At 43.5% G+C, this 21,252-nt stretch carries 18 protein-coding genes and 2 tRNA genes; all 20 read right to left on the bottom strand.

The annotated features are described in order from the left end of the window. Nucleotides 1-651 carry a hypothetical protein gene (locus AC4JOV_RS03910; protein ID WP_229936454.1) on the bottom strand — a complete coding sequence of 217 codons (651 nt, stop codon included), beginning with the start codon at nt 649-651 and terminating at the stop codon, nt 1-3. Further along, the gene (locus AC4JOV_RS03905) at nt 651-1,217 is read right to left on the bottom strand and encodes a hypothetical protein (RefSeq protein ID WP_229936455.1); all 567 of its coding nucleotides are present in this window, start codon (nt 1,215-1,217) and stop codon (nt 651-653) included. The genes AC4JOV_RS03910 and AC4JOV_RS03905 overlap by 1 nt, the downstream gene beginning before the upstream one ends. Before the next feature lie 53 nt (nt 1,218-1,270). Continuing rightward, nucleotides 1,271-3,121: a TonB-dependent receptor plug domain-containing protein gene (locus AC4JOV_RS03900; RefSeq protein ID WP_229936456.1), complete on the bottom strand. Its 1,851-nt coding sequence runs from the start codon at nt 3,119-3,121 to the stop codon at nt 1,271-1,273. Between the two features lie 32 nt (nt 3,122-3,153). Then, on the bottom strand, nt 3,154-3,336 hold the full coding sequence (locus tag AC4JOV_RS03895; protein ID WP_491522186.1) for a hypothetical protein: 183 nt from the start codon (nt 3,334-3,336) through the stop codon (nt 3,154-3,156). A gap of 39 nt (nt 3,337-3,375) precedes the next feature. Next, nucleotides 3,376-4,380: a glycosyltransferase family 4 protein gene (locus AC4JOV_RS03890; RefSeq protein ID WP_229936457.1), complete on the bottom strand. Its 1,005-nt coding sequence runs from the start codon at nt 4,378-4,380 to the stop codon at nt 3,376-3,378. Nucleotides 4,381-4,386: 6 nt separating this feature from the next. Beyond that, nucleotides 4,387-5,145, bottom strand: a complete 759-nt coding sequence (locus tag AC4JOV_RS03885) for a polysaccharide biosynthesis/export family protein (protein WP_229936458.1) — start codon at nt 5,143-5,145, stop codon at nt 4,387-4,389. 66 nt (nt 5,146-5,211) lie between these two features. Next, nucleotides 5,212-5,949 carry a tyrosine-protein phosphatase gene (locus tag AC4JOV_RS03880; protein ID WP_229936459.1) on the bottom strand — a complete coding sequence of 246 codons (738 nt, stop codon included), beginning with the start codon at nt 5,947-5,949 and terminating at the stop codon, nt 5,212-5,214. Beyond that, nucleotides 5,946-8,267, bottom strand: coding sequence for a GumC family protein (locus AC4JOV_RS03875; protein ID WP_229936460.1), 2,322 nt, complete (start codon nt 8,265-8,267; stop codon nt 5,946-5,948). Before AC4JOV_RS03875 ends, AC4JOV_RS03880 begins: the two co-directional genes overlap by 4 nt. Nucleotides 8,268-8,427: 160 nt before the next feature. Continuing rightward, nucleotides 8,428-9,045 (bottom strand): outer membrane protein, encoded by a 618-nt coding sequence (locus AC4JOV_RS03870; RefSeq protein ID WP_229936461.1) that lies wholly within the window; start codon nt 9,043-9,045, stop codon nt 8,428-8,430. 59 nt (nt 9,046-9,104) lie between these two features. Continuing rightward, nucleotides 9,105-10,187 carry an NAD-dependent epimerase gene (locus AC4JOV_RS03865; RefSeq protein WP_229936462.1) on the bottom strand — a complete coding sequence of 361 codons (1,083 nt, stop codon included), beginning with the start codon at nt 10,185-10,187 and terminating at the stop codon, nt 9,105-9,107. A 12-nt stretch (nt 10,188-10,199) separates the two neighbouring features. After that, nucleotides 10,200-11,387: a nucleotide sugar dehydrogenase gene (locus AC4JOV_RS03860; RefSeq protein WP_229936463.1), complete on the bottom strand. Its 1,188-nt coding sequence runs from the start codon at nt 11,385-11,387 to the stop codon at nt 10,200-10,202. A gap of 63 nt (nt 11,388-11,450) precedes the next feature. Further along, complete coding sequence (locus AC4JOV_RS03855) at nt 11,451-12,602, bottom strand: hypothetical protein (protein WP_229936464.1); 1,152 nt, start codon at nt 12,600-12,602, stop codon at nt 11,451-11,453. After that, entirely contained in the window at nt 12,586-13,257 is a 672-nt protein-coding gene (locus AC4JOV_RS03850) for an ABC transporter ATP-binding protein (RefSeq protein WP_229936465.1), read from the bottom strand. Before AC4JOV_RS03850 ends, AC4JOV_RS03855 begins: the two co-directional genes overlap by 17 nt. A 1-nt stretch (nt 13,258) precedes the next feature. Continuing rightward, entirely contained in the window at nt 13,259-14,482 is a 1,224-nt protein-coding gene (locus AC4JOV_RS03845; protein ID WP_229936466.1) for an ABC transporter permease, read from the bottom strand. Nucleotides 14,483-14,869: 387 nt separating this feature from the next. Beyond that, the gene (locus AC4JOV_RS03840) at nt 14,870-16,087 is read right to left on the bottom strand and encodes an ABC transporter permease (RefSeq protein ID WP_229936467.1); all 1,218 of its coding nucleotides are present in this window, start codon (nt 16,085-16,087) and stop codon (nt 14,870-14,872) included. Nucleotides 16,088-16,095: 8 nt separating this feature from the next. Continuing rightward, nucleotides 16,096-16,830 (bottom strand): outer membrane lipoprotein-sorting protein, encoded by a 735-nt coding sequence (locus tag AC4JOV_RS03835; protein ID WP_229936468.1) that lies wholly within the window; start codon nt 16,828-16,830, stop codon nt 16,096-16,098. Nucleotides 16,831-16,893: 63 nt separating this feature from the next. Then, complete coding sequence (locus AC4JOV_RS03830) at nt 16,894-19,818, bottom strand: bifunctional diguanylate cyclase/phosphodiesterase (RefSeq protein WP_229936469.1); 2,925 nt, start codon at nt 19,816-19,818, stop codon at nt 16,894-16,896. Beyond that, nucleotides 19,818-20,873, bottom strand: coding sequence for an FIST signal transduction protein (locus AC4JOV_RS03825; RefSeq protein ID WP_229936470.1), 1,056 nt, complete (start codon nt 20,871-20,873; stop codon nt 19,818-19,820). The genes AC4JOV_RS03830 and AC4JOV_RS03825 overlap by 1 nt, the downstream gene beginning before the upstream one ends. 178 nt (nt 20,874-21,051) lie before the next feature. Further along, a tRNA-Asn gene (locus tag AC4JOV_RS03820) sits at nt 21,052-21,126 on the bottom strand. Between the two features lie 34 nt (nt 21,127-21,160). Continuing rightward, nucleotides 21,161-21,235: transfer RNA gene (locus AC4JOV_RS03815), tRNA-Asn, on the bottom strand. Nucleotides 21,236-21,252: the final 17 nt, after the last annotated feature.

The following is a 21,252-nucleotide window of genomic DNA, read 5'->3' as shown; positions in this document are numbered from 1 at the left end:
CTATACCCCCTTAAGTGCGATATAGACTATCGCTGCAAAAAAGATCAGAACTCCCGCTACCCACCATTTTAACTCTGGTCTGTCGCATGAAGTTACCAAACTTTGATCCTCTAGTTTATCATATATCACTGCTAATGCTTTGGATTTTGCACTGGTAGAATGAGTGATTGCTGCGTACTCTCCGCTTCTGAAGTATGCAGCCTCCTCTTTGCCTGAGCATATCGAGTCATCCTTCAAACCGTTCGCTTGAAACAACTGATACATCTTTGGATAGTCAGAACAATGATATTGCATCTTTTCAAAGATCTTATCAGGAAGGTTCAGTGTGGAGGTGATATCCGGAGATGCTTCTCCCCAAATCATTTCAAATCGTTCCTTCAATACCCCAAACCCATACTCCACGCTATCCATATGCCAGTGTATCCACACCGCATCCAAATGATCGGAAACGAACGCAAAAAATTCTTTTAGAAGATAGGCCTCGAGTGTTGAAGGATCACTCTGGTTACCAAGCGTTTTTTCTGCATCCTCCAGAGAAAAAGTGATCCGTTTCTTCGTCGCGATATCACAGAGACCGATGGCGGTGACGTGAGAACTTCGTTTGGGGATCAGGCTCTCACACGCATAGTGTATCGTGAACTGCTTTGGCATCATAAAGACCTTTTAAAGCTCTTTATGATCAGAAGGATGACAACCACTTCGACTGCGATCAGTAGAAAGTGCAGAGTGTAGACCTGCGGTTGATTCTCTGCAATACCGAAATAATCAAGTAGACGATAAAAGAGGTACGCACCGGCCATCCCCAGCAGATACCCCATCTGTTTTGCCGTATCCAGACGGGTCAAAAGCCTGTCTTCACCCAAGAGAAGTGTCTCCACCCTTACCAGGTAATTTCCGAAAACAAACGTCGCCTGATATCCGATATAGACGATCAATGCAGTCTGGTAGGTATAGGGTTCAAGTAAAAAATAGCACATAATGAGCAGCAGAACGATCTCCACAAATAGAGAGATACGAAAAAACCACTCTGCATTCAGGATATGCGTATAGAGCCGGGCAACAAGCAGCATCCCTGTCGCAAGCACCACGCCTCCCAGGGAGTATACCGAGGGTTCAAGAGGCGTATAGATCGTAAAGATCGCCCCTACACTCAATCCCAAAAGCAGGGAGTTGAAAAACTTATATCTGATAAACCATTGCGGGATAAGTTTTAACATAAGTGATTATAACCTATTTGTTCGAAGAGATGAATCCCCAAGGGGGAATTCACCTAAAAGCTGTATCTGATTTTAGCGTACACAGCTCTGCCTTCTGTTGCATAGCCGTAGACGGACTGATACGCTTTATCAAAGATATTTTTCGCATTGAGTGTCAGTTTGATCTCTTCTGTAAGATCTCTTGTGTAATTTAGATTCCACAACGTGTAGTTACCTGTAGAGATATTGCCCAAATCTGTTCTGTCTCCAATATATTGTGCCGTAACACCATAACTGCTGGAGTCAGTATAGTAGTTTACAGAGAGATTGAGTGTATCTTTCGGACGTCTTGGCAGGTCGCTGTCATCCTCTTTGGTTGCCTCAAAAAGATGCGTATAGTTTGCCGTAAGGTAAAGGTTTATCGTCTCCAACCTATAGTGACTCTCTACCTCCACTCCTCTGAAATGTGAAGTCCCGTCAATATTCGTATAACCGCCCCCAATGTAGGTTCCGTTTGAATCATATTGACTTACCCAATCAATACTATCTTCTACTTTATTATCAAAATAGGTCACAGCGAGTAGCTCTTTGAAGTGTACTGAGATCTCATACCCTTTTGTGTAACTTGGCTTTAAAAGAGTTTCCGGAACTGATTGCGTAGCAAGCTGATAAGCACTTGGTGCATCGTAAGAAGTATAATAGTTCGCCCCTACACCAAATCCGGGAAGATTTTGAGAGTCATGCTTGACTCCGGCCTTAAAGGTGACTTTGTTCTCAAACTGGTCAAACTTGTCATATCTTATATTGGTCTCGATCTGCGTCTCCGGAGTCACTCGGTATAGGTTCGATAGGTAGACTGCTTTATTGGTATAGTCTGCCTGTGTCGGCCAACCATTGTATGTATTGACACCATCTATATCTTTGTACTCCAATCCAAGTACTGCTTTCCCTTTTGCATACTCATAACTGTTGATCAACCCAAACTCTTTGAGTTTCGCTTCGTAAACATTTACAGCATCACCATAAAATTCACTGGTTGTATAGTAAGTACGCTCATACTTCCCCTGGCTAGCGTAAAAGTTAGTATGATAGTCTCCTGACCTGTAGTCATACTGAAGTGCTATATTCTCTTGATCTGAGTCGGCATGGGAGTAGTCATCTTCTGCCTGTGCTGCCGACCAGGCATCATCATAGTCAGTTTCTGTCTTAATACGGTTATAGCTTAGTTGTATCTTATTATTTTCATCAAACAGGTAACCCAGTTTGAAGTTAAGACTTTTATTTGTATAACCGTCTTTCTCTGCTTCTCTTGGTGCCAAAGCAGAGATACCTTCCGTATCAAGATAAGAAGCAAGCAGCTGAGCACTCAATTTCTCATCTTTATATCCGATGTCTGCATCAATACCCTGGGTCCTATATGAACCATAAAGCAGACTCAAAGAACCATGAGTTCCTTTCTCTGGTGTTTTGGTGATGATATTGATCACACCCGCACTGGCATTTGTACCCCAGATACTGCTCATACCACCCTTAATGATCTCTATCTGCTGGATATTCTCTGTCGTAAGACTGTCAAGCAGTGCCGTACCGTTGGTAGTACTTGGATCATTGAGACGCATACCGTCCAGAAGTACCAACACTTTGCCCGAGTCTGCACCTCTTACAAAAAATGAAGTCTGTTGCCCCAAACCGCCTGAGTTTGTCACAGAGATACCGGCAATCGTGTTAATCGCCTCAGCTACGCTCTTATATCCGTTTTCTTCCAGATCTTCAGCTGTGATCACCGTTACGGCAGAGGTACTGTCCTCAAGTGAGTTTTCTGTTTTGTTAATTGAGGTAACCGTGATAGGTTCAAGTTCCACTGCATTCACAGCGATAGTCAACAGCATGGATGCTGCCATAGAGAGTTTGATTGTGTTATTCATTATTTATCCTAATATAAAATGTATGTTATGTGTTAAAAAATATGTTGAGTTAGGATAAGATAAGGCGGTGAGGTCTTTCGTTCAAGATTTTTAAAGGCATACTTGTGGTACTGAGAGTTACTGTCACACTGCGAAAGCTTATGCAGCGTTGAATACATCGCGATAATGGCAAAGGAAAAGTACCGTTTGGTATTATAGCCTCGTAAATATTTCATAGGCGAATTTTAGCGATATAGGCTTAAAGCATCAGGAGTTTAGCAGTTTCTCTCCTGTCTTTGTGCCATTCGGTTCAGCAGCAGATACAGAAGTACCACATTGAGACCAAAAATCACCATAGGAACACTCTCTTCCATATCTATAGAGAACTGCAGTCCTATCATCGTATAAATTACTTGCAGAACTACCAGGAACACTACAGTTACTTTCGTAGAATTTCCAAAAAAACTCTGTAGAAGATGGTGCATATGGCACTTGTCTGCACTGAACATAGACCTTCCGTTTCTCTTCCTCCGTATCATTACAATAAAGGTATCAAGGAGAGGTACTGCAGCAATAAACAGCACTGCGACTGCGGGAATATAGTCCAATGATTTTATCGCCAGTACTGAGATAAGAAAGCCCAATGTCAGGGAACCGCTGTCCCCCATAAAGATCGATGCCGGATTCCAGTTGTAGACCAAAAAAGCGAAAAGTGCGGCAATAAATGCCCCTGCAAATATCAACAGAAAAAGATCATGGTGTACCACACCGATATAAAAAAATGCACTCAGTATCACGATACTGAGTGAACCGGCCAGACCATCCAATCCGTCGATCAGGTTCAGGGCATTGGTAAATCCCATCACTGCAAAGACCGTAAACGGCAGTGCGAACCATCCCAGTGAGACATTCATACCAAAATAGATCCCCACATGATCAATATAGATACCATCCAGATAGATAATCACTGTAGAGAGAGCCAGCACTACAAACTTTGTCTTTGGCGCAGTATCCCGGTGATCATCCAGTATTCCCACAAGTAAAACCAGAAAAATTGCCAACAATACCAGCCAGTGCTCCGACAGTAGCTCAGAATAAAAGAGTGGAAGTATGATCGCCACAGCGAAGTAAAACCCTATCCCCGCACCTCTCGGGGTATGGTTTCTATGTGCACTACGCCCATTGGGAACATCCATCAATCCCCATTTCGGGGCGTTAGAAACGACTATTTTTACCAACACAAGGGAGAGTAAAAACACCCCTATTAATGCATAGTACATTTGTTCTTAGTCTTTAAGATATTTGATCGTTACAAATGGTGATGCAATCTTAGAAATCGTTTCAAACGGTGCGGTCAGGTTCGTAGACGCAACCCTGAACTCTTTCCATCCGTCAGGCTGTACATAGACGATATCATTGGGTCTGAGCATCAACGCTGCATAGTTCATCGTATCAAAATTCGTAAGATCTACACTCCTCATTACCATACCGCGTTCCGGATCATTGGAGACGATAATAATATTGTCTCTTACTGCCGAATCCTCCAGGTCTCCGGCAAAGGCGAGTGCTTCAAAAAGCGTCATCTTCTCTTTGTCCAGTTTCACGACACCAGGGTTTTTGACCTCTCCAAGCACATAGATCCTCTTGTTCATCACTTCAAGGTAGACTGAAGGGGTACGCAGATACATTTTATAGGCAGTAGTGATACGGTCAGCCGCTTGAGTCTGACTAAGACCGGCTACTTTGATCTTACCGATCAGAGGCATCGTGATATCACCGGCAGCATTGACCAAGACCCCTTCCGAGTTCATATTTTGCCCCAGATCCTGCATAGATACAGTCGCACTCTGCTCCGGGTTCTTATAGAGAATAATATTCAACCGATCCTGAGGAAGGATACGATACTCAATACTCTGGCTTGTGACTTTGGTCGGTCTTTTGCTCTCTGCATCTTTTGTCTGCATGAGCTTATAGTCTGAGCTCTCAGAACATCCGTTTAGAAATAACAGCAGCGCCGTTATGGTAAAAATGATTTTCTTTGACATTTATTTCCCCCTGTTTTCATTGCTTAAATGGTACATCTATCTCTCTTTGTAAAAGCTTATACTTGACTATAAGTCAGCATTGAGAATGGTGTTATGCTTAAAAACTGAACGCAATGTATCACTTTTTAACACTTCACCCAGTATCTCTACCTGCTTCATCCGATGTACGTCTGACCCCAAAAAATCAATCATCCCGGCATTATTCAGGAAATCGATTTTTTTCTTTGCTTCTTTCCCGTAATGTCCGGAAAATGAGTTTAAATTCACTTGAAAATAGATCCCTTTCTCTTTCATCGCTTGATATTCTCTTTGAGGATCTTTGATATATCGGTATCTCTCCGGATGTGCCAAGATAGGCTTGAATCCCGCAGCCTGGATCTCAAAGATCATTTCATCAAACTGCAGCGGTTTTGAAACATAGGAGGTCTCTACAAGAAGATACTCTCCGATAGTAAGAAGATTTTCATCACTTAACTTATCATAAAAGCCGTCATCGAGGTAATACTCTGCTGCTGCATCGATCTCAATATCAATATTCTCCTCTTTTGCTGCCAGACGCAATGCTTTGAGGCCTTCGTGGATATTTTGCGGTGTATTTTTATATCCGTCAAACATGATATGAGGCGTGGTGATCACCTTTTTATATCCCAGCTCTTTCATCCCTCTGAGAAGCATGAGGCTCTCATTTATATCCCTTGCACCATCATCGATACCGGGAATGAGGTGAGAGTGGATATCTGTCAAAATTTCAGGGGTATCCCCTTCTCTCTTTTCTCTTTTTTTCTTGAAAAAAGAAAATATCACTTTTTATCTTCCTCATAGTAGCCATAGCCGTAGCCATAACCGTAGCCATAACTACCTGTCCCTTTTTGCACATCATTAAGTACCACACCGAGACCCGGGATCTCATTAAGCTCAGTGATCCTTTCCAGGTTCTTGATATACTCTTTTTTGGAGAGATTCGCTCTAAAGATATAGAGACTGATATCTGCATAACTCATCAATGTCCTTGCATCTGTTACCAGTCCGATAGGAGGGGTATCCAAAATGACCACATCATAGACCTCTCTGAGCTTCTCCAGGACTTTCTCCATCATCGGTCCCTGGATCAGTTCACTCGGGTTAGGCGGTATCGGACCGGATGTAATCACATCAAGATTTTCATACTCTGTATGCTGAATCACCTCTTTTAACATCGTTTTACCTGCCAAGAGTGAACTGAGTCCTTTTCCTATCTCGATCCCAAATCTCTCATGCAGTGTAGGTTTTCGCATATCAAGGTTCAGGATAATTGTCTTTTTGCCTGCCATACTCATAATCGCACCGAGGTTCGTACTCACTGTGGTCTTTCCCTCTCCACTGATGGTTGAAGTCGTAGCGATCATCAGACTCTCTTTTTCAAAAGACATAAACTGTAGATTTGTTCTGAGGTTTCTAAATGCTTCAGAGACACCTGACTTTGGAGAATTGAATACTTTGATCTCACTATCTTTACCCTTTTCACCCTCTGTGAAATGGGGAATGCTTCCAAGCAGCGGTAGCGAAGATCTTTTCGTAACCTCCTCTTCATCCTTGATACGATTGTCCAGGAACTCCCGCAGAAAGGCTACAGCTACACCAACGATCAGTCCAAGTATCAGTCCTACCAGTACGATCAGCTTTCTTTTCGGCTTGATCGGTAGCTCTGGGTAGAGCGCGTGGTCTATCACCCGGTTATTGCTCACTGTTGCTGCTTTTACCATAGCCGTTTCTGAACGTTTCTCGAGCAGATAGGAGTAGATCTTCTCATTGACCACGAACTTACGCTGCAACTGTCCGAACATTCTCTCATCTGCCGGAAGTTTTTCGAGCGTTGCTCTGTATTTTGCGATAGAGTGTTCAAGTAGTTCTCTTTTCTCCTTCGTACTCTGCTTGAGGTTCTTTACCGTAGATCTGATCCCTTTTTTAAGTTCATTGATCATTTTGGTGAGTTTGACTACCCCAGGATACATTTCCGTATAATCTTCACGTAAAATCTTCTTCTCTATGGTTGTATCTTGCAGTTTTTTGATCATAGCAGAGAGGCTCGGATCACTCAAACTTAGATTGGCTATCGAAATGGTCTCAAGCCCTTTCCCGGACTTGATCTGTTCATACAAGGTATTCAGCAACTCTTCCTGGATCGAGACCATGGAGAGCTGACTTTCATAGTCACTGATCTGCTCAATCGTCTTCTGAGCCTTCGCACTCAACTCCACGGTTTGAGAACTTCGTTTAAACTCTTCCAGTTTCATTGCTGAACTTTTGAGGTTTTCGGTAATGTACTTCAGCTGTTCTTCTATGAATTCCAGCTTTCTCTCTGCCTCTTGCGTTTTATTTTCAATATTCTGCTGGATATAGGCTCTAGCAAGGGCATCTGCAAACTCTTTTGCCCGCAACGCAACACTGTCTTCATAGGAAACCAGCAGAATGTTAGAGTATTTGGAGAGTTGCTGCACGCTGACACCGCCTTGAGCAATCAGTCCGCTCTCCTTCGGATCATAGACAACAAAACGGTACTTACTGTCAGCCGCTTCCTTCATACGTACGATATTGAGGTGAAAATACTCTGTACTTACCTCTTTGCCGTACTCATGCACTTCATCATAACTCCACGTGCCGCCATTTTTATCAAAGGCCTCTTCAACAACCAATCGATAACTTTTTTCATCTACAGGATAGAAGTCAAAAGAGATACCGTACCCCCTCAGCATACCTACCTGAAACGGGCTTGCTTTATAGAGTTCCACTTCTTTGAATCTGCGAGTTGTATAGTAACGGTGCGTTACATCTACCTCTTCTGCAGCTTTTTGTGATAAAAACCTCGACTTGATGATCTCTATCTCTGTCTCTGCATTGGCTGCATCACCGGACATTGCCATACTGAGCATATCCTGTCCTGCCATATACCCATACTTTTGTATACCAACCTCAACACTAGCTGATGCTTTATATACATTCGGTTTAAAATAAGCAATAGTGCTGCTCACAATCACTGCTACGAGTACAAATAAGGTAATCATCGCTTTATAGCGGTAGATAGTAGAAAATATCTCCCTGATATCTATCTCATCCTCTTCTACTCTATGCATTGTTTCTGTCATTATTTCCCCTCACCTAAAAGTTTAACTTCATCTCAAGCTATCAATCTAAATATAAATTCTATTTTCATAGAGTATTCTCTGCATAAAACTATCTATAGATCTATACACAAAAACTCATAAAAGAGTAACGAACAAAAGAGGGATCCCCCTCTTTTACGTTTTAAAACTTATAGATCAATCCGGCAGTCAATGAATCTACACTCATTTCAACCACATCCTTGTAAACAAGAACATCTATGTCATTTGCAAGAAACTTATAGTCTACAAAAAAATCCAAATTTTCATTGATCATATATGATAGCCCCAGTCCCCACTGGAAACCACTTTCATCTATATCTGCCATATACTCATCTGTCCCTTCGACTTGCACATTGCCGTATCCCAATAATCCATAGAGTTCGATATTTTCCGTTACAGGATATTTTGGCTTGGCAAAGATACTCCAACTGTCCATCGTATCAATCGAGTCTGATTCTGCAATGGTTGTAGTATATCTTCCTTCAACTGCAAAGTGGCGATGGAACTCATAACCGGCGATCAGGTCAATATTTCCAAGTCTATCTTGTCCTGCTTTAGCCTCAAATATGTTTGCACTAACATCTGAATCCCTCACACTTACAGCTGCAAGTCCAACTCCAACATAGAAGTTATTTTCACTTACTTCCTCTGTAACCGTAGGAATATTCACTACCGGTTCCACAGCTTTATGCAAGTCTCCACCTGCCAATAATAGACCATTTGTAGCAACCAATGCAATAGGTAATAAAAGCTTTTTCATTTTATTTTTCTCCCTTTTTAATTTTTCCCTATAAGTTTAACCAAACTTATATTGTTTCTTTATGAATTTTGAATCGATACCTCAAAAAAATCCAGATACCAGTCCACAAACTTATCGATCCCCTCCTGTATAGGTGTCTCAGGCTTATACCCGAGGTCCTCGACCAGATCATCCACATCGGCAAATGTCGCAGGGACATCTCCCGGCTGTATCGGAAGCATATTCTTCTCTATCGTTTTTCCCAGCTTCTTTTCAATCGCCGTGATAAAGTCCATTAACTTTACAGGATTTTGATTACCGATATTGTAGATCTTATATGGGGCGGAAGAGGTGGAAGCCCGGCCGGTTTTGCCGTTCCATGATGCATCCGGTTGTGCCGGGTTGTCTATCACGCGGATCACCCCTTCTACGATATCATCGATATAGGTAAAGTCTCTCAGCATCTCACCATAATTGAATACATCGATGCTTTTCCCTTCAAGTGCCGCTTTCACAAACAAAAAGAGCGCCATATCCGGTCTACCCCACGGACCATACACTGTAAAGAATCTCAGTCCCGTCGTTTGGATACCGAAAAGATGGCTGTAGGTATGTGCCATCAGTTCATTGGACTTTTTGCTGGCTGCATAAAGCGAGATCGGATGATCCACATTGTCATCGGTACTGAAAGGGATCTTTTCATTGAGTCCATAGACTGAGGAGCTTGAAGCATAAGAGAGGTTTTTGACATCATTATGGCGACAGGCTTCAAGAAGGTTCATGAAACCTACGATATTACTCTCGATATAGGCATCAGGATTTGTCAGAGAGTAACGTACTCCTGCCTGTGCCGCGAGGTTACAGACCGCATCAAACGCCTCCTCTTCAAAAAGCTTCATAATATCATCTTTATCTTCCAGCTTGAGTTTGATAAATCTATGATTAGGGTTTGTTGAAGAGGTCAGGAACTCTCCGTAAGGGATATCTTTCCCCTCTTCCAGATTTTCGATAAAGCCTGCCTTTTTCAGTCTGCCGTATTTGACACTCTGATCATAGTAGTCATTGATATTGTCCACACCGACAACCTCATCTCCCCTCTCTGCCAGTTTCTCAGCCAAAGCAGCACCGATAAACCCTGCTGTTCCTGTAACTAAAATTTTCATTGCTTTAATCCCTTAGTTTTCTCTGAATATATCTCTGGTATAGACTTTCTCTTTGACATCCATCAACTCATCCGAGAGTCTGTTGGCAACGATCACATCCACCTCTTTTTTGAAGCTTTCAATCTCTTTATAGACTTTGGAGTGGAAGAACTCATCCTCTTCCAGCACCGGCTCGTAGACAACCACATCAATCCCTTTGGCTTTGATACGTTTCATAATCCCCTGAATCGCTGAAGCACGGAAGTTGTCACTCCCTGATTTCATCACCAGTCTGTATACGCCTACCACACCATCGGTATTTCCCGTACGTTCCTTCAGCTTCGCGATGATCGAATCGGCGATAAAGTCTTTACGTGTCGCGTTGGCATCAACGATCGCCTGAATAAGATTGTTTGGTACATCCCGGTAGTTGGCAAGCAGCTGCTTCGTATCTTTAGGCAGACAGTATCCTCCGTATCCGAATGAGGGGTTGTTGTAGTGACTTCCTATCCTTGGATCAAGCCCTACCCCTTCGATGATCTGTTTTGTATCCAGCCCATGTGCCTGTGCATAAGAGTCAAGTTCATTGAAGTAGGCTACTCTCATCGCCAAGTAAGTGTTGGAAAAGAGCTTGATCGCTTCAGCTTCTGTAGAGTCGGTAAAAAGTACAGAGATCTCCTCTTTGATCGCCCCCTCTTTTAAGAGGTTTGCAAATACCTCCGCACGTTTGGAACGTTCGCCTACGATGATACGTGAAGGATAGAGGTTGTCATAAAGCGCTTTTCCTTCTCTCAGGAATTCCGGGGAGAAGAGGATATTCTCTGTGCCGAATTTTTCTTTCAGACTCTTTGTATATCCTACAGGTATCGTGGACTTGATCACCATGATCGCTTCAGGGTTGATCGCCAAGACATCAGAGATCACAGCCTCTACACTTTTTGTATTGAAGTAGTTGGTTTCAGGGTCATAATCTGTAGGTGTGGCGATGATCACAAAGTCAGCACCCTGATAGGCCTCTTCTTTATCAAGCGTTGCTTTAAAGTGCAATGGTTTCTCGGATAGATACGCTTCGATCTCTCTGTCTTCTATAGGAGACTCTTTCCTGTTGAGCATCTCTACTTTTTCAGGGATAATATCCAGGGCTACAACTTCGTGGTGCTGTGCCAATAAAATACCGTTGGAAAGGCCTACATAACCTGTACCTGCTATCGCTATCTTCATCTAGACTCCTCGTAAATAAGGCTCTAATTATATCTAATGGTTGGTTATAGGAGTGTAATACTCTTATAAACTCCACTTCCAGTTCAGATAGCAGGTATGCCCGAATGCTCCGAACTCACTCTCCTCTTCACCGAGATAAAGCATACTGCCCACAGTGATCTTATGGTGGTCATCAACCGTATAGGTAAGTGAAGGAGTGAGAAAACTCCCCGGTTCCTCTTCCAAACTTGCAATCATCAGCAGCGAACCGCTCCATGCCAGATCAAAATCATAAGAGAGAGATGAACCAAGATAGGCATGTGACTGAACCATGTTGGCTGCCAGCTCATTCTTTAGATAAAGTAACTGCTGGGCATAGGTAAAGGTATCCGAGCTATAGTACCCCTCCACTGTCCAGTTGACACCGTTCTGAAAGGCATAATCAAATCCAAGGATCGCCTGATAGAAGGATTCATCCAGGGTTTTGCTCTGATAGTAGCCACCTTCACTCCGCCACTGTGCTCCGGTATCAAAGAAATCTCCCTCTATCTCGTACCCGTACATCCGTATCTCATCACTGTAGATCAAACTCACCCCCACATCGGCAAAATCCAGGAATGCTTTATAACGAAATCCGTACTTCAGACGCTTATCCTCTCTGAGCGATACGATCGTCTGCATCGTACTGAGCGCAGAAGGGGCATAACTGTAGCTCAATGCCAATACCCCAAATACCTCATCGGGTTCAAGGGCGAAAGAGTTTTTGGGATTATAGAGATCGGTGGGGGTCCAGATATGCCCTACCCCCATCGATATCTTCTGAATACCCACGGCAACCTGATGTGTCTCATCCGCATATCCGCCATAGAGTCTATGTATCTTGCCGTAGACTGCACCTTTATCATTTCCGTAGTAGTGAAAACCGCTACGGGTATCAAAAGGCATATCCGCTTTTAGCTGTTCTATATAACCAAACTCCGGACTCGCTATGTATGATTCACCGACATAGTTCACCAGATCAACGATAGCGGTAGTATAAAATGACGCATAGGTAAATGTATCATAGAGTCTCAAACGGTTATAGTTATAAAGATAGCGTTCATCCGAGTCATCTAACGTTGTCGTAGGGATACTCGCCTGACTTAAGGTAAAGTTGCTGTTTTCGACACGGAACTCATGCTCATAGGCCTGCAGTGAAAATGTCAGACAGACCACCAGGCTACATCTTTTCCACATGACCGTCACTCAGTATGATCTGTCTTCTGCTCATCTCTACGACATACTCATCATGGGAAGCAAAGAGTATCGTAGTGTTTTCTATCTGATTGAGGTTTAGCATCATCTCCATCAGACGTTGGGAGTTTTTTGAGTCCAGGTTTGCAGTAGGTTCATCTGCCAACACAAGCTTGGGCTTGGCTGCCACAGCACGTGCTACTGCCACACGCTGCTGCTGTCCGCCGCTGAGCTGATTGGGCATTGCTGTAAGTTTATGATCGATCTCAAGTATCTGTGCTACCTCTTTGATGCGGCTTTTGATCAGCTCTTCCTCGTACCCCTGCAGTTTCATCACAAAACCGATATTCTCTTCTACACTCAATACCGGCACGAGATTGTATGCCTGAAAGACAAAACCGATCTGATGCAGTCTCAGTGCGGCACTTTGATCCCGGTCCAGTTTCGTGATCTCCTCTCCCTCTATCATGATCGAACCGCTGTCCACACTGTCAAGTGCACCGATGGCATTTAGCAGTGTGGTCTTCCCGCAACCGGATGGTCCAGTGATCACACTGAATTCACCATTATCCACAGTTAGCGAAATATCATCAAGTGCATGGATTTCACGCTCTGTGCCTTGATAGAAGTATTTATGGACATTTTCAAGTTTGACCATCTTACTCTCCTTGTATTACATCGATGGGATGAAGCCTTTTGATCTTTTTTAAAGGCAAAATAACCGAAAGCAGTGCAGCCAGAATAATCGCGGCCAGGGTAAAGGTAAAGTAGTAAAACTCTATTGTCGCATAAAGGATACTGTTCATTCCAAACTCCTCCAATCCTGCTGAAAATGCACTCAGGTCAAGCCCATATATCTGAAAATAATAGAGGGCTGCCGCGCCGGATATACTGCCGATGATATATCCCCCTGCACCAAGTAAGAGTGCTTCAAAGAGCACTTGCATCCGAAGACAGCGGTAGGGTTCTCCTATCGCTAACAGTATACCAAACTCCCGTATCCGCTCAAGGACAGAGACAAACATTACCCCAAGGATGCCGATAAATACCATCACCATCACGATCCCAAATGTAATACCGTTAAAGATCGTCATCATCACCTGCATCTGCTCGAGTGCCGGATAGAGCTCATTCCAGGTGTAGATCTCCAGAGTGTTCCACTCTGCTTTGAGCTTTGATTTAAACGCCATAAGGTTCACATCTTTACCTACACGCAAAGCGATCTCTATCCTCTCCCCTCCTCTTAAGCCTGTGATAGACTCTGCCCTGTCCGGATCAACAAAGAGTGCCATATCATCGATCGCAAGGTTTGTCGTCTGCACGACTCCTTTGATACGCAGTGAAACCGAGCTCAACTCCCCGTCTATATCCTGCGAGGAGAAGATCACTCTGCTTCCCACTGTCACACCCAGAGTCTTTGCCAGTTTCTTTCCGATCACTGCACCGCGTTTATCCTCTCCGAACCCAAACTCCCCCTCTACGATAAACTCCTTGAAGTTTCCAAAGGCGTTCTCTTTGTCTCTATCCACACCAATCAGTTTTGCCATGGTGGATTTGTGAGCGGTGGAGAGCAACCCCATCACCCTGATACGCTCTGTGACAGCTCTTACTTCCGGCATTTTCCCCAAACTATCCACTATCTCTTTCGTATTGGAGATATGATACTTCAGCTTCTGTTGCAGACGGTAAGAGGACGCATAGAGCGTCACCTCTCCACTTTCGCTTCGTATCGTACTCTCGATAAGATGCTTGGTCATCCCGTCATAAAGCCCCTGAATACTCAACATCACGCACATACTCACACCGATCATCAAGATCACAAGCAGAGAGCGGGTTTTCCTTCGCCATAGATTGAGCCATGCCATTTTGAGAGTGAGATTCATAGCAACACCTCATCATGTTCTGATTCACGCAGAACAGAGCCATACCTGGCAGCAACCGTCATCCTCGGGCTCCGACCCGGGGATCCAATAGATGGGATACGGTGACACGCTATCATTCTCTGTGAATATACCATCTGGATTCCCGACCGGAGTCGGGAATGACGGGATCTCATATACTTGAGTGTACTAGTGTCTATGCTTGTACTTAGAAAATGCAGAAAAAATTTGAGGCGAACTAAGTAGTTTATCATATAACTCCATATTAAAAGACTTCTTACTAAATAAGAAGTCCAAAGCACAAGTGCGGGGGCTCGCCGCCGAGGCGAACCCAGTGTTAACGCAGCTTGAGAAGCTTTGCTTTGAAAGTGTCCTATCAAATAATAGACGCTAGACATGACGCATCGCCTCGGTTGGGGTAAACTGTCGTAGATAATAGACCGGATAAAAAAGCGCCAAAAAGTTCAGTACCAATACCACGGCACTGTTCCAAACGATCGTAAAAAGATCAAAGCGTGTCGGCACGGCATCCGTGACAATACCGTACTGCTTATAGGTCTCTGCAATCCCTTCGATGATAATGGGGTTTATTTCATAATAGTATGCCAGACAGCCTCCTGTCACAATACCGACTGCCACACTGGAGAGCGCCAGTATTGCAGTCTCGTATAACATCAGCTGCACAATATCCGATGCCCTCAATCCCAGGGCACGCAACAATCCAAGCTCCCTGATCCTTCCACTGATATTGATAAACCCAAAGATCATGATGACAAAAAAGATCACCACAAAAAACAGCCCCATCGAGATATATCCGAAAAGACTGTCCACCTCCATCGCCTGGACCATCGATGCCATCAAAATTTTCCAGGAATCTACCTCGATATCGGGTGCCAGCTTCTGCTTGATCTCATCTACGACATGATCCACTTTTCCCAGATCATTTACAGCGATGACAATATACGAAGCGATATTTCGGCTGAGCATCAATGTATCAAAGTAGGATTTGTTGACAAATGCCGAGGAGGCATCAAACTCAAAGAGTCCGGTTTTAAACACCCCGACGATCTTGAAGGTATCCGCAGCAAAAGAGTAGTCGATGGCCGAACCGACGAGCGCGACCTCATCACCTACCTTGAGATCCAGCCGCTTGGCAAGTTCGGCACCGACATAGAGTGCCCTGGTATCTTCATCATTCAGATACCGTCCCTCCACCAGTGCCTCTTTGAGTTTGGATATCTTTACTTCGGCCGGGGGATCAATCCCCGTCACCATGGCCCCCACAGAATCCTCTCTGCTTGAAAGCAGTGCAAAGGTCTCTAACCTCGGAGCATACGCTTTGATCCCCTTGATCTTCTCAAGTTCAGAGCGTACCTGAGACTCGTTTTCCAGCAGGGTATCATAGGTGGGATTCTCCCGGTTTCCTTCCTGCATCACCTGTATCGCCCCGGTATAGATAGTTAACGAGTTTCTGAGCATACTCTCATGGGAACCGTCCATAAAAGCCACATAAACCACGAAAAGTAAGGTACCAAGCATGCTTAAGAGGAACGTTGTGAGCGACCGTCCCTTATAGTAGAAGATATTTTTCCAGGCAAGAGAATACATCACGCTACCTACCGGGAGAATCTTTTAAGCGCACTTTTGCTGAAGTAGGCTTCACTGATCCCCTGATCAAATGTCGCGTTAAGTATCCTGATCGTCGTTTCATTACCCTTTTTATCAGGATCAAGAGGAATGATACGCATATCGGTCGTTACGTAATGTACACCGAACTTTTTCACTTTACTGTATCTCATGGTACGTACTTCGGCACCTTCATCATCATAAAAATGATCTTCCACCTGTACGAAGTAACGCGTATCTACTTTGGAGATGATCTTCCCCCAAACTACCGCTGCACCGCTTTTGGGAATCAGTTTCAGTGTCACAAGGGGCCCCTCTTTTTTCAGGATAGAGACTTGATAGTCATCCACCAGTGAACTCTGCTTCACCATATCATCATTGGTGATATCCGTCCCCATCCAGCTCTGTAGCATCATGGAAGCGGGGATCTTGATGATACGCTCGATCTTTGGGACATACTGCCACATCTGTTTATCAAGGTTCAAGAAGGTGATCCCTCTGTCTCGTGAAGGGGAAAGTATCTTGGTAAAATTCTTCTTTTTACCTTTTCCCCAGCTCTCTATCCTCATATTACGTGTATGTCTCTTTGTTTTGACGATGATCTCCATCTTGGCGTAGACATCTTTGCCACGCAGGTTCTCTTCAAGTTTTTCAATGATCATCCGGGCTTCATCGGCGATCAGGAAAGAGGTACAAACCGATAACAGCACTATCCACTTTTTCATATGCACTCCCTTTATCTGCTTAGGGATAGTATAACACATTTGAAGATCCCCATCGCACAAATACTAGATAAAGGTTTTGGGATGTTTCAATAGTCTCCGCATCTCCTTTCCGCTCACCGGTTGACTATAATAAAACCCCTGAATATTTAAACAGTCATGCTCAATCAGAAAATCCCTTTGTGCTTCATTTTCAACACCTTCGGCAATGATCTCAAGCTTCAAACTCTTGGAGAGTGCGATGATCGTCTCTACGATCGCCATATCATCTTTATCAGTAGGGATATCCCTGACAAAAGATTGATCTATCTTTAGTTTATCGATAGGCAGACGCTTCAGGTAGGAGAGGGAAGAGTAACCTGTCCCAAAGTCATCGATAGCCAGTTTGATACCAAGGTCACTGATCTGTTGAAGTATCCCGATAGTGTATTCCGGGTTCTCCATGATCTGGCTTTCCGTGATCTCCAGTTCAAGCCATTCAGGGTTACACCCATTTTCCAGCAGCGTCTGTTTGAGTATACCGATAAAATCTTTTGTTTGAAGCTGTTTGATCGAAAGGTTCAGGCTTAGCACCCCCGGATTCAATCCCTGTTTATACCACCGGCTTACCTGCGCTATCCCCTCATGCATCATCCAGCGGTCTATCTCTATGATCATCCCGTTCTCCTCTGCAGCCAGGATAAACTGGGAAGGATAGAGTATCCCTTTGGTCTCATGCTTCCAGCGGATCAATCCTTCCATACCGATCAGTCTGCCTGTGACGGCATTGACCTGCGGCTGGTAATAGATTTCAAAAGAGTGATCCTTCAGTGCCTGTCGGAGATCTGTCGCCAGGAGGACACGCTCAAAGGCTTTTCTTGTGAGGTCCTGTTTGTAAAACACATAGGTATTCCTTCCCATCTCTTTTGCCTTGTACATCGATGCATCAGAGTTTTTCAGCAACTCTTCAGCAGTCTCTCCATCATTTGGAAAGAGTGCGATCCCGATACTGAAAGTGATGTAATGTCTCTGTTCATTGATCGTAATCGGGGCATTAAGTATCTCCATCAGTTGCTGCACTTTGCTGATGACACTATTGATATCTTTGACATTTTCCAGAATAGTAGTAAATTCATCTCCCCCGAATCTTGCAACAAAATCACTTTTCCTAAAGGCTTCTATCAGTCTCTTGGAGATCACTTTGAGCACTCTGTCCCCATGACTGTGCCCAAGGGAGTCATTGATCTCTTTGAAGTGATCCATATCGATAAACAGCAGTGCCCCCAAGCCCTTAGAATGCCGGACTCTGTTGAGGGTACGCTCCAACTCTTCCAGAAAATAGGAACGATTCGGCAATCCGGTCAACTCATCATGATAGGCACGGTACTCCATCAGGTTTTTTTGTTTTCGGAGTTCACCTTCGGCATTTTTACGTTGTGTGATATTCTCAACATAGGCGATAATAGAATTTCTCTCGCCTTTGTCATTTTTCAAAAACGAAAGGAGAAGGTTCCCATAAAAATGCTTTCCGTTTTTATCCTGCAACTCAATTTCAGTACGCAATACCCCCTGTTGCTTGAGTCTCTTAAAGACTTTGAATAAAAATCGTTTGTTGTTTTTCGTGAAAAGAATGGAGATATGTTTATCGATCATCTCTTCAGCACTATACCCCAGATTGAAAGCTGAAGTATTGTTCCATTCAAGGATATACCCTTTAAGGTCCATAATGATCACAGAATCATGGATCTGCTCTATGATCTGTGCTCTCTGCTCGAGCATATTTTCCACCCTCTTCTGATCAGTCATATCCTGTACAGTTCCGATGATCGAAGTGAAACTTCCTTCATTGTCAAAGATCCCTTTACCAGAGGAGAGCAGATACCGTATACTCCCATCTTTCCTCTTTATCTTATGCTCTATTCTTTGTATTTTGCCTGTTTTTTTGGCTTGTACCGTTGCTTTCAGGATCTTCGTACGATCTTCGGGTGTAATATAGGTTGAGAACTTCTTGTAGTCCGGCACAAATGACTGCGGTTTCTCTCCATAGATACGAAATACCTCATCAGACCAAAGCATCTCATTGGTTTTCAGGTTCCACTCCCAGTTACCCAACTTTGCGATCTGCTGTGCGGCAAGAAGTTTCGCTTCACTTTTTTTCAGTTTCGCTTCTGTCGTTTTAATATATTTCAGATCTATCTGTAAACAGTAGATCTCCTGCTTTCCATCCCCCGTCTCAATAAGCACACGCTGGGCGTATACATAAACATCCTCTCCGTACTTGTCTTTCAGTACGAACTCCTCAGGCATGATCTTAATGCCATCCTTCACCCACTTATGAAAAGATACCCGCATCTGCTCCTGCATCATTTCAGGGATAAGAAGATCACCGCATTGTGTACCAAGTGCCTCTTCACGGGTATACCCATAAAGTGTTTCACTTGCTTTGTTCCAATAGATCAACTCTCCTTCACTGTTATACCCCTGAACCGCAATCGAAGGTGTCTGATCCAGGATCGCCTGAAAACGTTCTGCCTGCGTTTTAAATACCTTCTTCTGTTTTAACAAATATTGATTGAGCTCCATCATTCGTTGATGCTCCAGACAGGCATTGATACCCAGATCAATCTTGGGACGAAGTGAATAAAAGATATTGGCAATGGTACGGATATCCATATGCAAATGTTCATTGTAAACAAGTATCAGGATATGATTATCCAACGGAAGATAGAGCATATGATAAGTGAGGCTATCCTCCGCTACAGATACAATCTCGAATTTCCCTGCATGCTTGGGCAGGTGATCAGTAACCAGGGCATAGAAGCTCTCTTTCCCTTTCTCTTCAACGACACCGATGTTCTCTTGATTGGAGTAGCTTAAAAGTACACCATAGAGTGCAGTTGTTTTTTTAAGGAATACTTTTAAAAATTCTCTTGCCATTTCATGAAGATCCAAAGACTTTCCAAGGGATGACTCACATTCATAGGCAAGCGTTAATAACTCCAAGCTATGCATTAAAAGGCTCCTATGACACAAGTTTTATTATAAAAATCGATGTACCCTTCGTTCACATTGGCAATCTCCCCTACGCTGAGTACCCCAATCAGGGTCATATCATCATCCGGTATACGCTCAACTATGAACGCAAGCTCCTTTTCAAAATCATTCTCCAGTACAAGTGTTCGGGAGATACAATCTATGACCAAAATATTGTCGAGTGTGTTCTGTTTCGAAAGCGCTTTTTCAGCAGCATCCCCTGCAGCTTTTACCAGCGCCTCATTCTCTCCTTTGAGGATATAGATAATGGAACTCTTATCGATATCCCCGACCAGGTGTAATGTACCGTCTTTACGGGAGACTGGATCACGTATCACAAGCTTGCCGCTGATATTGGATATCCCCAATGGATAATATTTTGAAAGCTGAAAAAATTCTCTATCGGAAAAACCTTTCCCCGACTCTTTTTCCACAACTTCCCGATAGACATCAAACGCATCTCTAAAATCCAATGCATGCAATTCACGCTTTTCTGCTTCTGTTACGATATGCGGACCTGAGATCTTTTCCCAACAATTTGATACGGCTACGGAGAAATGCCAGGAGTCGGTAAGGATCAATGCACCGTCTTGTATCATCTCTTGTTTGGAGAAGAGTACGGGTTCCTGCTTGAATGTCAGTTTCCCGGCTCCTCCTCCCAGGATATTATCCTTTTTCCCTGTTGACTCATAGAGTGCTTCCAGGAAACCGGTGATACCGGAAGATAGCCCGTCAACAAATACAAGCATATCACTGCCGTCCAATGTCATATCACACCCGCGAAAACTCTCAAAATCCGTGAGCATGACATTGGCACTCTCCTTAAGCTCTATAGCAACCATTGCATGGGGAAAGTGTTCTTTTCCATAAATCACCTGGGGAAAAATTGCACCGTAGACCTCGCCGCTATATTGTGCAAGACGCTTATGATCAAAATCGCTCTCTTCACCGACCAATAAAAGAATCTTTTTTGAACTGTTTTGAAACATATGAAAAAAATCATCCATAGATGGTATTAAGTGATTTTCTAACATTGGCTTCCCCTCCAAACTGTCACACAAAGCAAATGGTAAAGAGCATAATACTCTATACTTTGCTTTTATCTTACCATAGGCTAGATAAAATGCAAATACGAACTGTAGTAATTTACATATAAAAAAAAGTAAATCTATTTTATAAAATAATGAATATGATATGGAGTGTTTTGAAAAGTGGCTCCGGATGCTGGATTCGAACCAGCGACCAAATGATTAACAGTCATCTACTCTACCACTGAGCTAATCCGGAACAATTATAAAGATCTAAAAAAGTTTTTTTAATGTGGCTCCGGATGCTGGATTCGAACCAGCGACCAAATGATTAACAGTCATCTACTCTACCACTGAGCTAATCCGGAATGGTTAAAAAGAGTTA

This window comes from Sulfurovum sp. MH2-6, from assembly GCF_058374785.1.
Note: the sequence above shows the minus strand (reverse complement) of the source record. Positions and strands in the feature narration are given on the sequence as shown.

What these genes read in the sequence shown, in the direction of transcription:
- AC4JOV_RS03910 (WP_229936454.1), bottom strand. Translation starts at nt 651, where the DNA reads ATGCCAAAGCAGTTCACGATACACTATGCGTGTGAGAGCCTGATCCCC.
- AC4JOV_RS03905 (WP_229936455.1), bottom strand. Translation starts at nt 1,217, where the DNA reads ATGTTAAAACTTATCCCGCAATGGTTTATCAGATATAAGTTTTTCAAC.
- AC4JOV_RS03900 (WP_229936456.1), bottom strand. Translation starts at nt 3,121, where the DNA reads ATGAATAACACAATCAAACTCTCTATGGCAGCATCCATGCTGTTGACT.
- AC4JOV_RS03895 (WP_491522186.1), bottom strand. Translation starts at nt 3,336, where the DNA reads ATGAAATATTTACGAGGCTATAATACCAAACGGTACTTTTCCTTTGCC.
- AC4JOV_RS03890 (WP_229936457.1), bottom strand. Translation starts at nt 4,380, where the DNA reads ATGTACTATGCATTAATAGGGGTGTTTTTACTCTCCCTTGTGTTGGTA.
- AC4JOV_RS03885 (WP_229936458.1), bottom strand. Translation starts at nt 5,145, where the DNA reads ATGTCAAAGAAAATCATTTTTACCATAACGGCGCTGCTGTTATTTCTA.
- AC4JOV_RS03875 (WP_229936460.1), bottom strand. Translation starts at nt 8,267, where the DNA reads ATGACAGAAACAATGCATAGAGTAGAAGAGGATGAGATAGATATCAGG.
- AC4JOV_RS03870 (WP_229936461.1), bottom strand. Translation starts at nt 9,045, where the DNA reads ATGAAAAAGCTTTTATTACCTATTGCATTGGTTGCTACAAATGGTCTA.
- AC4JOV_RS03865 (WP_229936462.1), bottom strand. Translation starts at nt 10,187, where the DNA reads ATGAAAATTTTAGTTACAGGAACAGCAGGGTTTATCGGTGCTGCTTTG.
- AC4JOV_RS03860 (WP_229936463.1), bottom strand. Translation starts at nt 11,387, where the DNA reads ATGAAGATAGCGATAGCAGGTACAGGTTATGTAGGCCTTTCCAACGGT.
- AC4JOV_RS03855 (WP_229936464.1), bottom strand. Translation starts at nt 12,602, where the DNA reads ATGTGGAAAAGATGTAGCCTGGTGGTCTGTCTGACATTTTCACTGCAG.
- AC4JOV_RS03850 (WP_229936465.1), bottom strand. Translation starts at nt 13,257, where the DNA reads ATGGTCAAACTTGAAAATGTCCATAAATACTTCTATCAAGGCACAGAG.
- AC4JOV_RS03845 (WP_229936466.1), bottom strand. Translation starts at nt 14,482, where the DNA reads ATGAATCTCACTCTCAAAATGGCATGGCTCAATCTATGGCGAAGGAAA.
- AC4JOV_RS03840 (WP_229936467.1), bottom strand. Translation starts at nt 16,087, where the DNA reads ATGTATTCTCTTGCCTGGAAAAATATCTTCTACTATAAGGGACGGTCG.
- AC4JOV_RS03835 (WP_229936468.1), bottom strand. Translation starts at nt 16,830, where the DNA reads ATGAAAAAGTGGATAGTGCTGTTATCGGTTTGTACCTCTTTCCTGATC.
- AC4JOV_RS03830 (WP_229936469.1), bottom strand. Translation starts at nt 19,818, where the DNA reads ATGCATAGCTTGGAGTTATTAACGCTTGCCTATGAATGTGAGTCATCC.
- AC4JOV_RS03825 (WP_229936470.1), bottom strand. Translation starts at nt 20,873, where the DNA reads ATGTTAGAAAATCACTTAATACCATCTATGGATGATTTTTTTCATATG.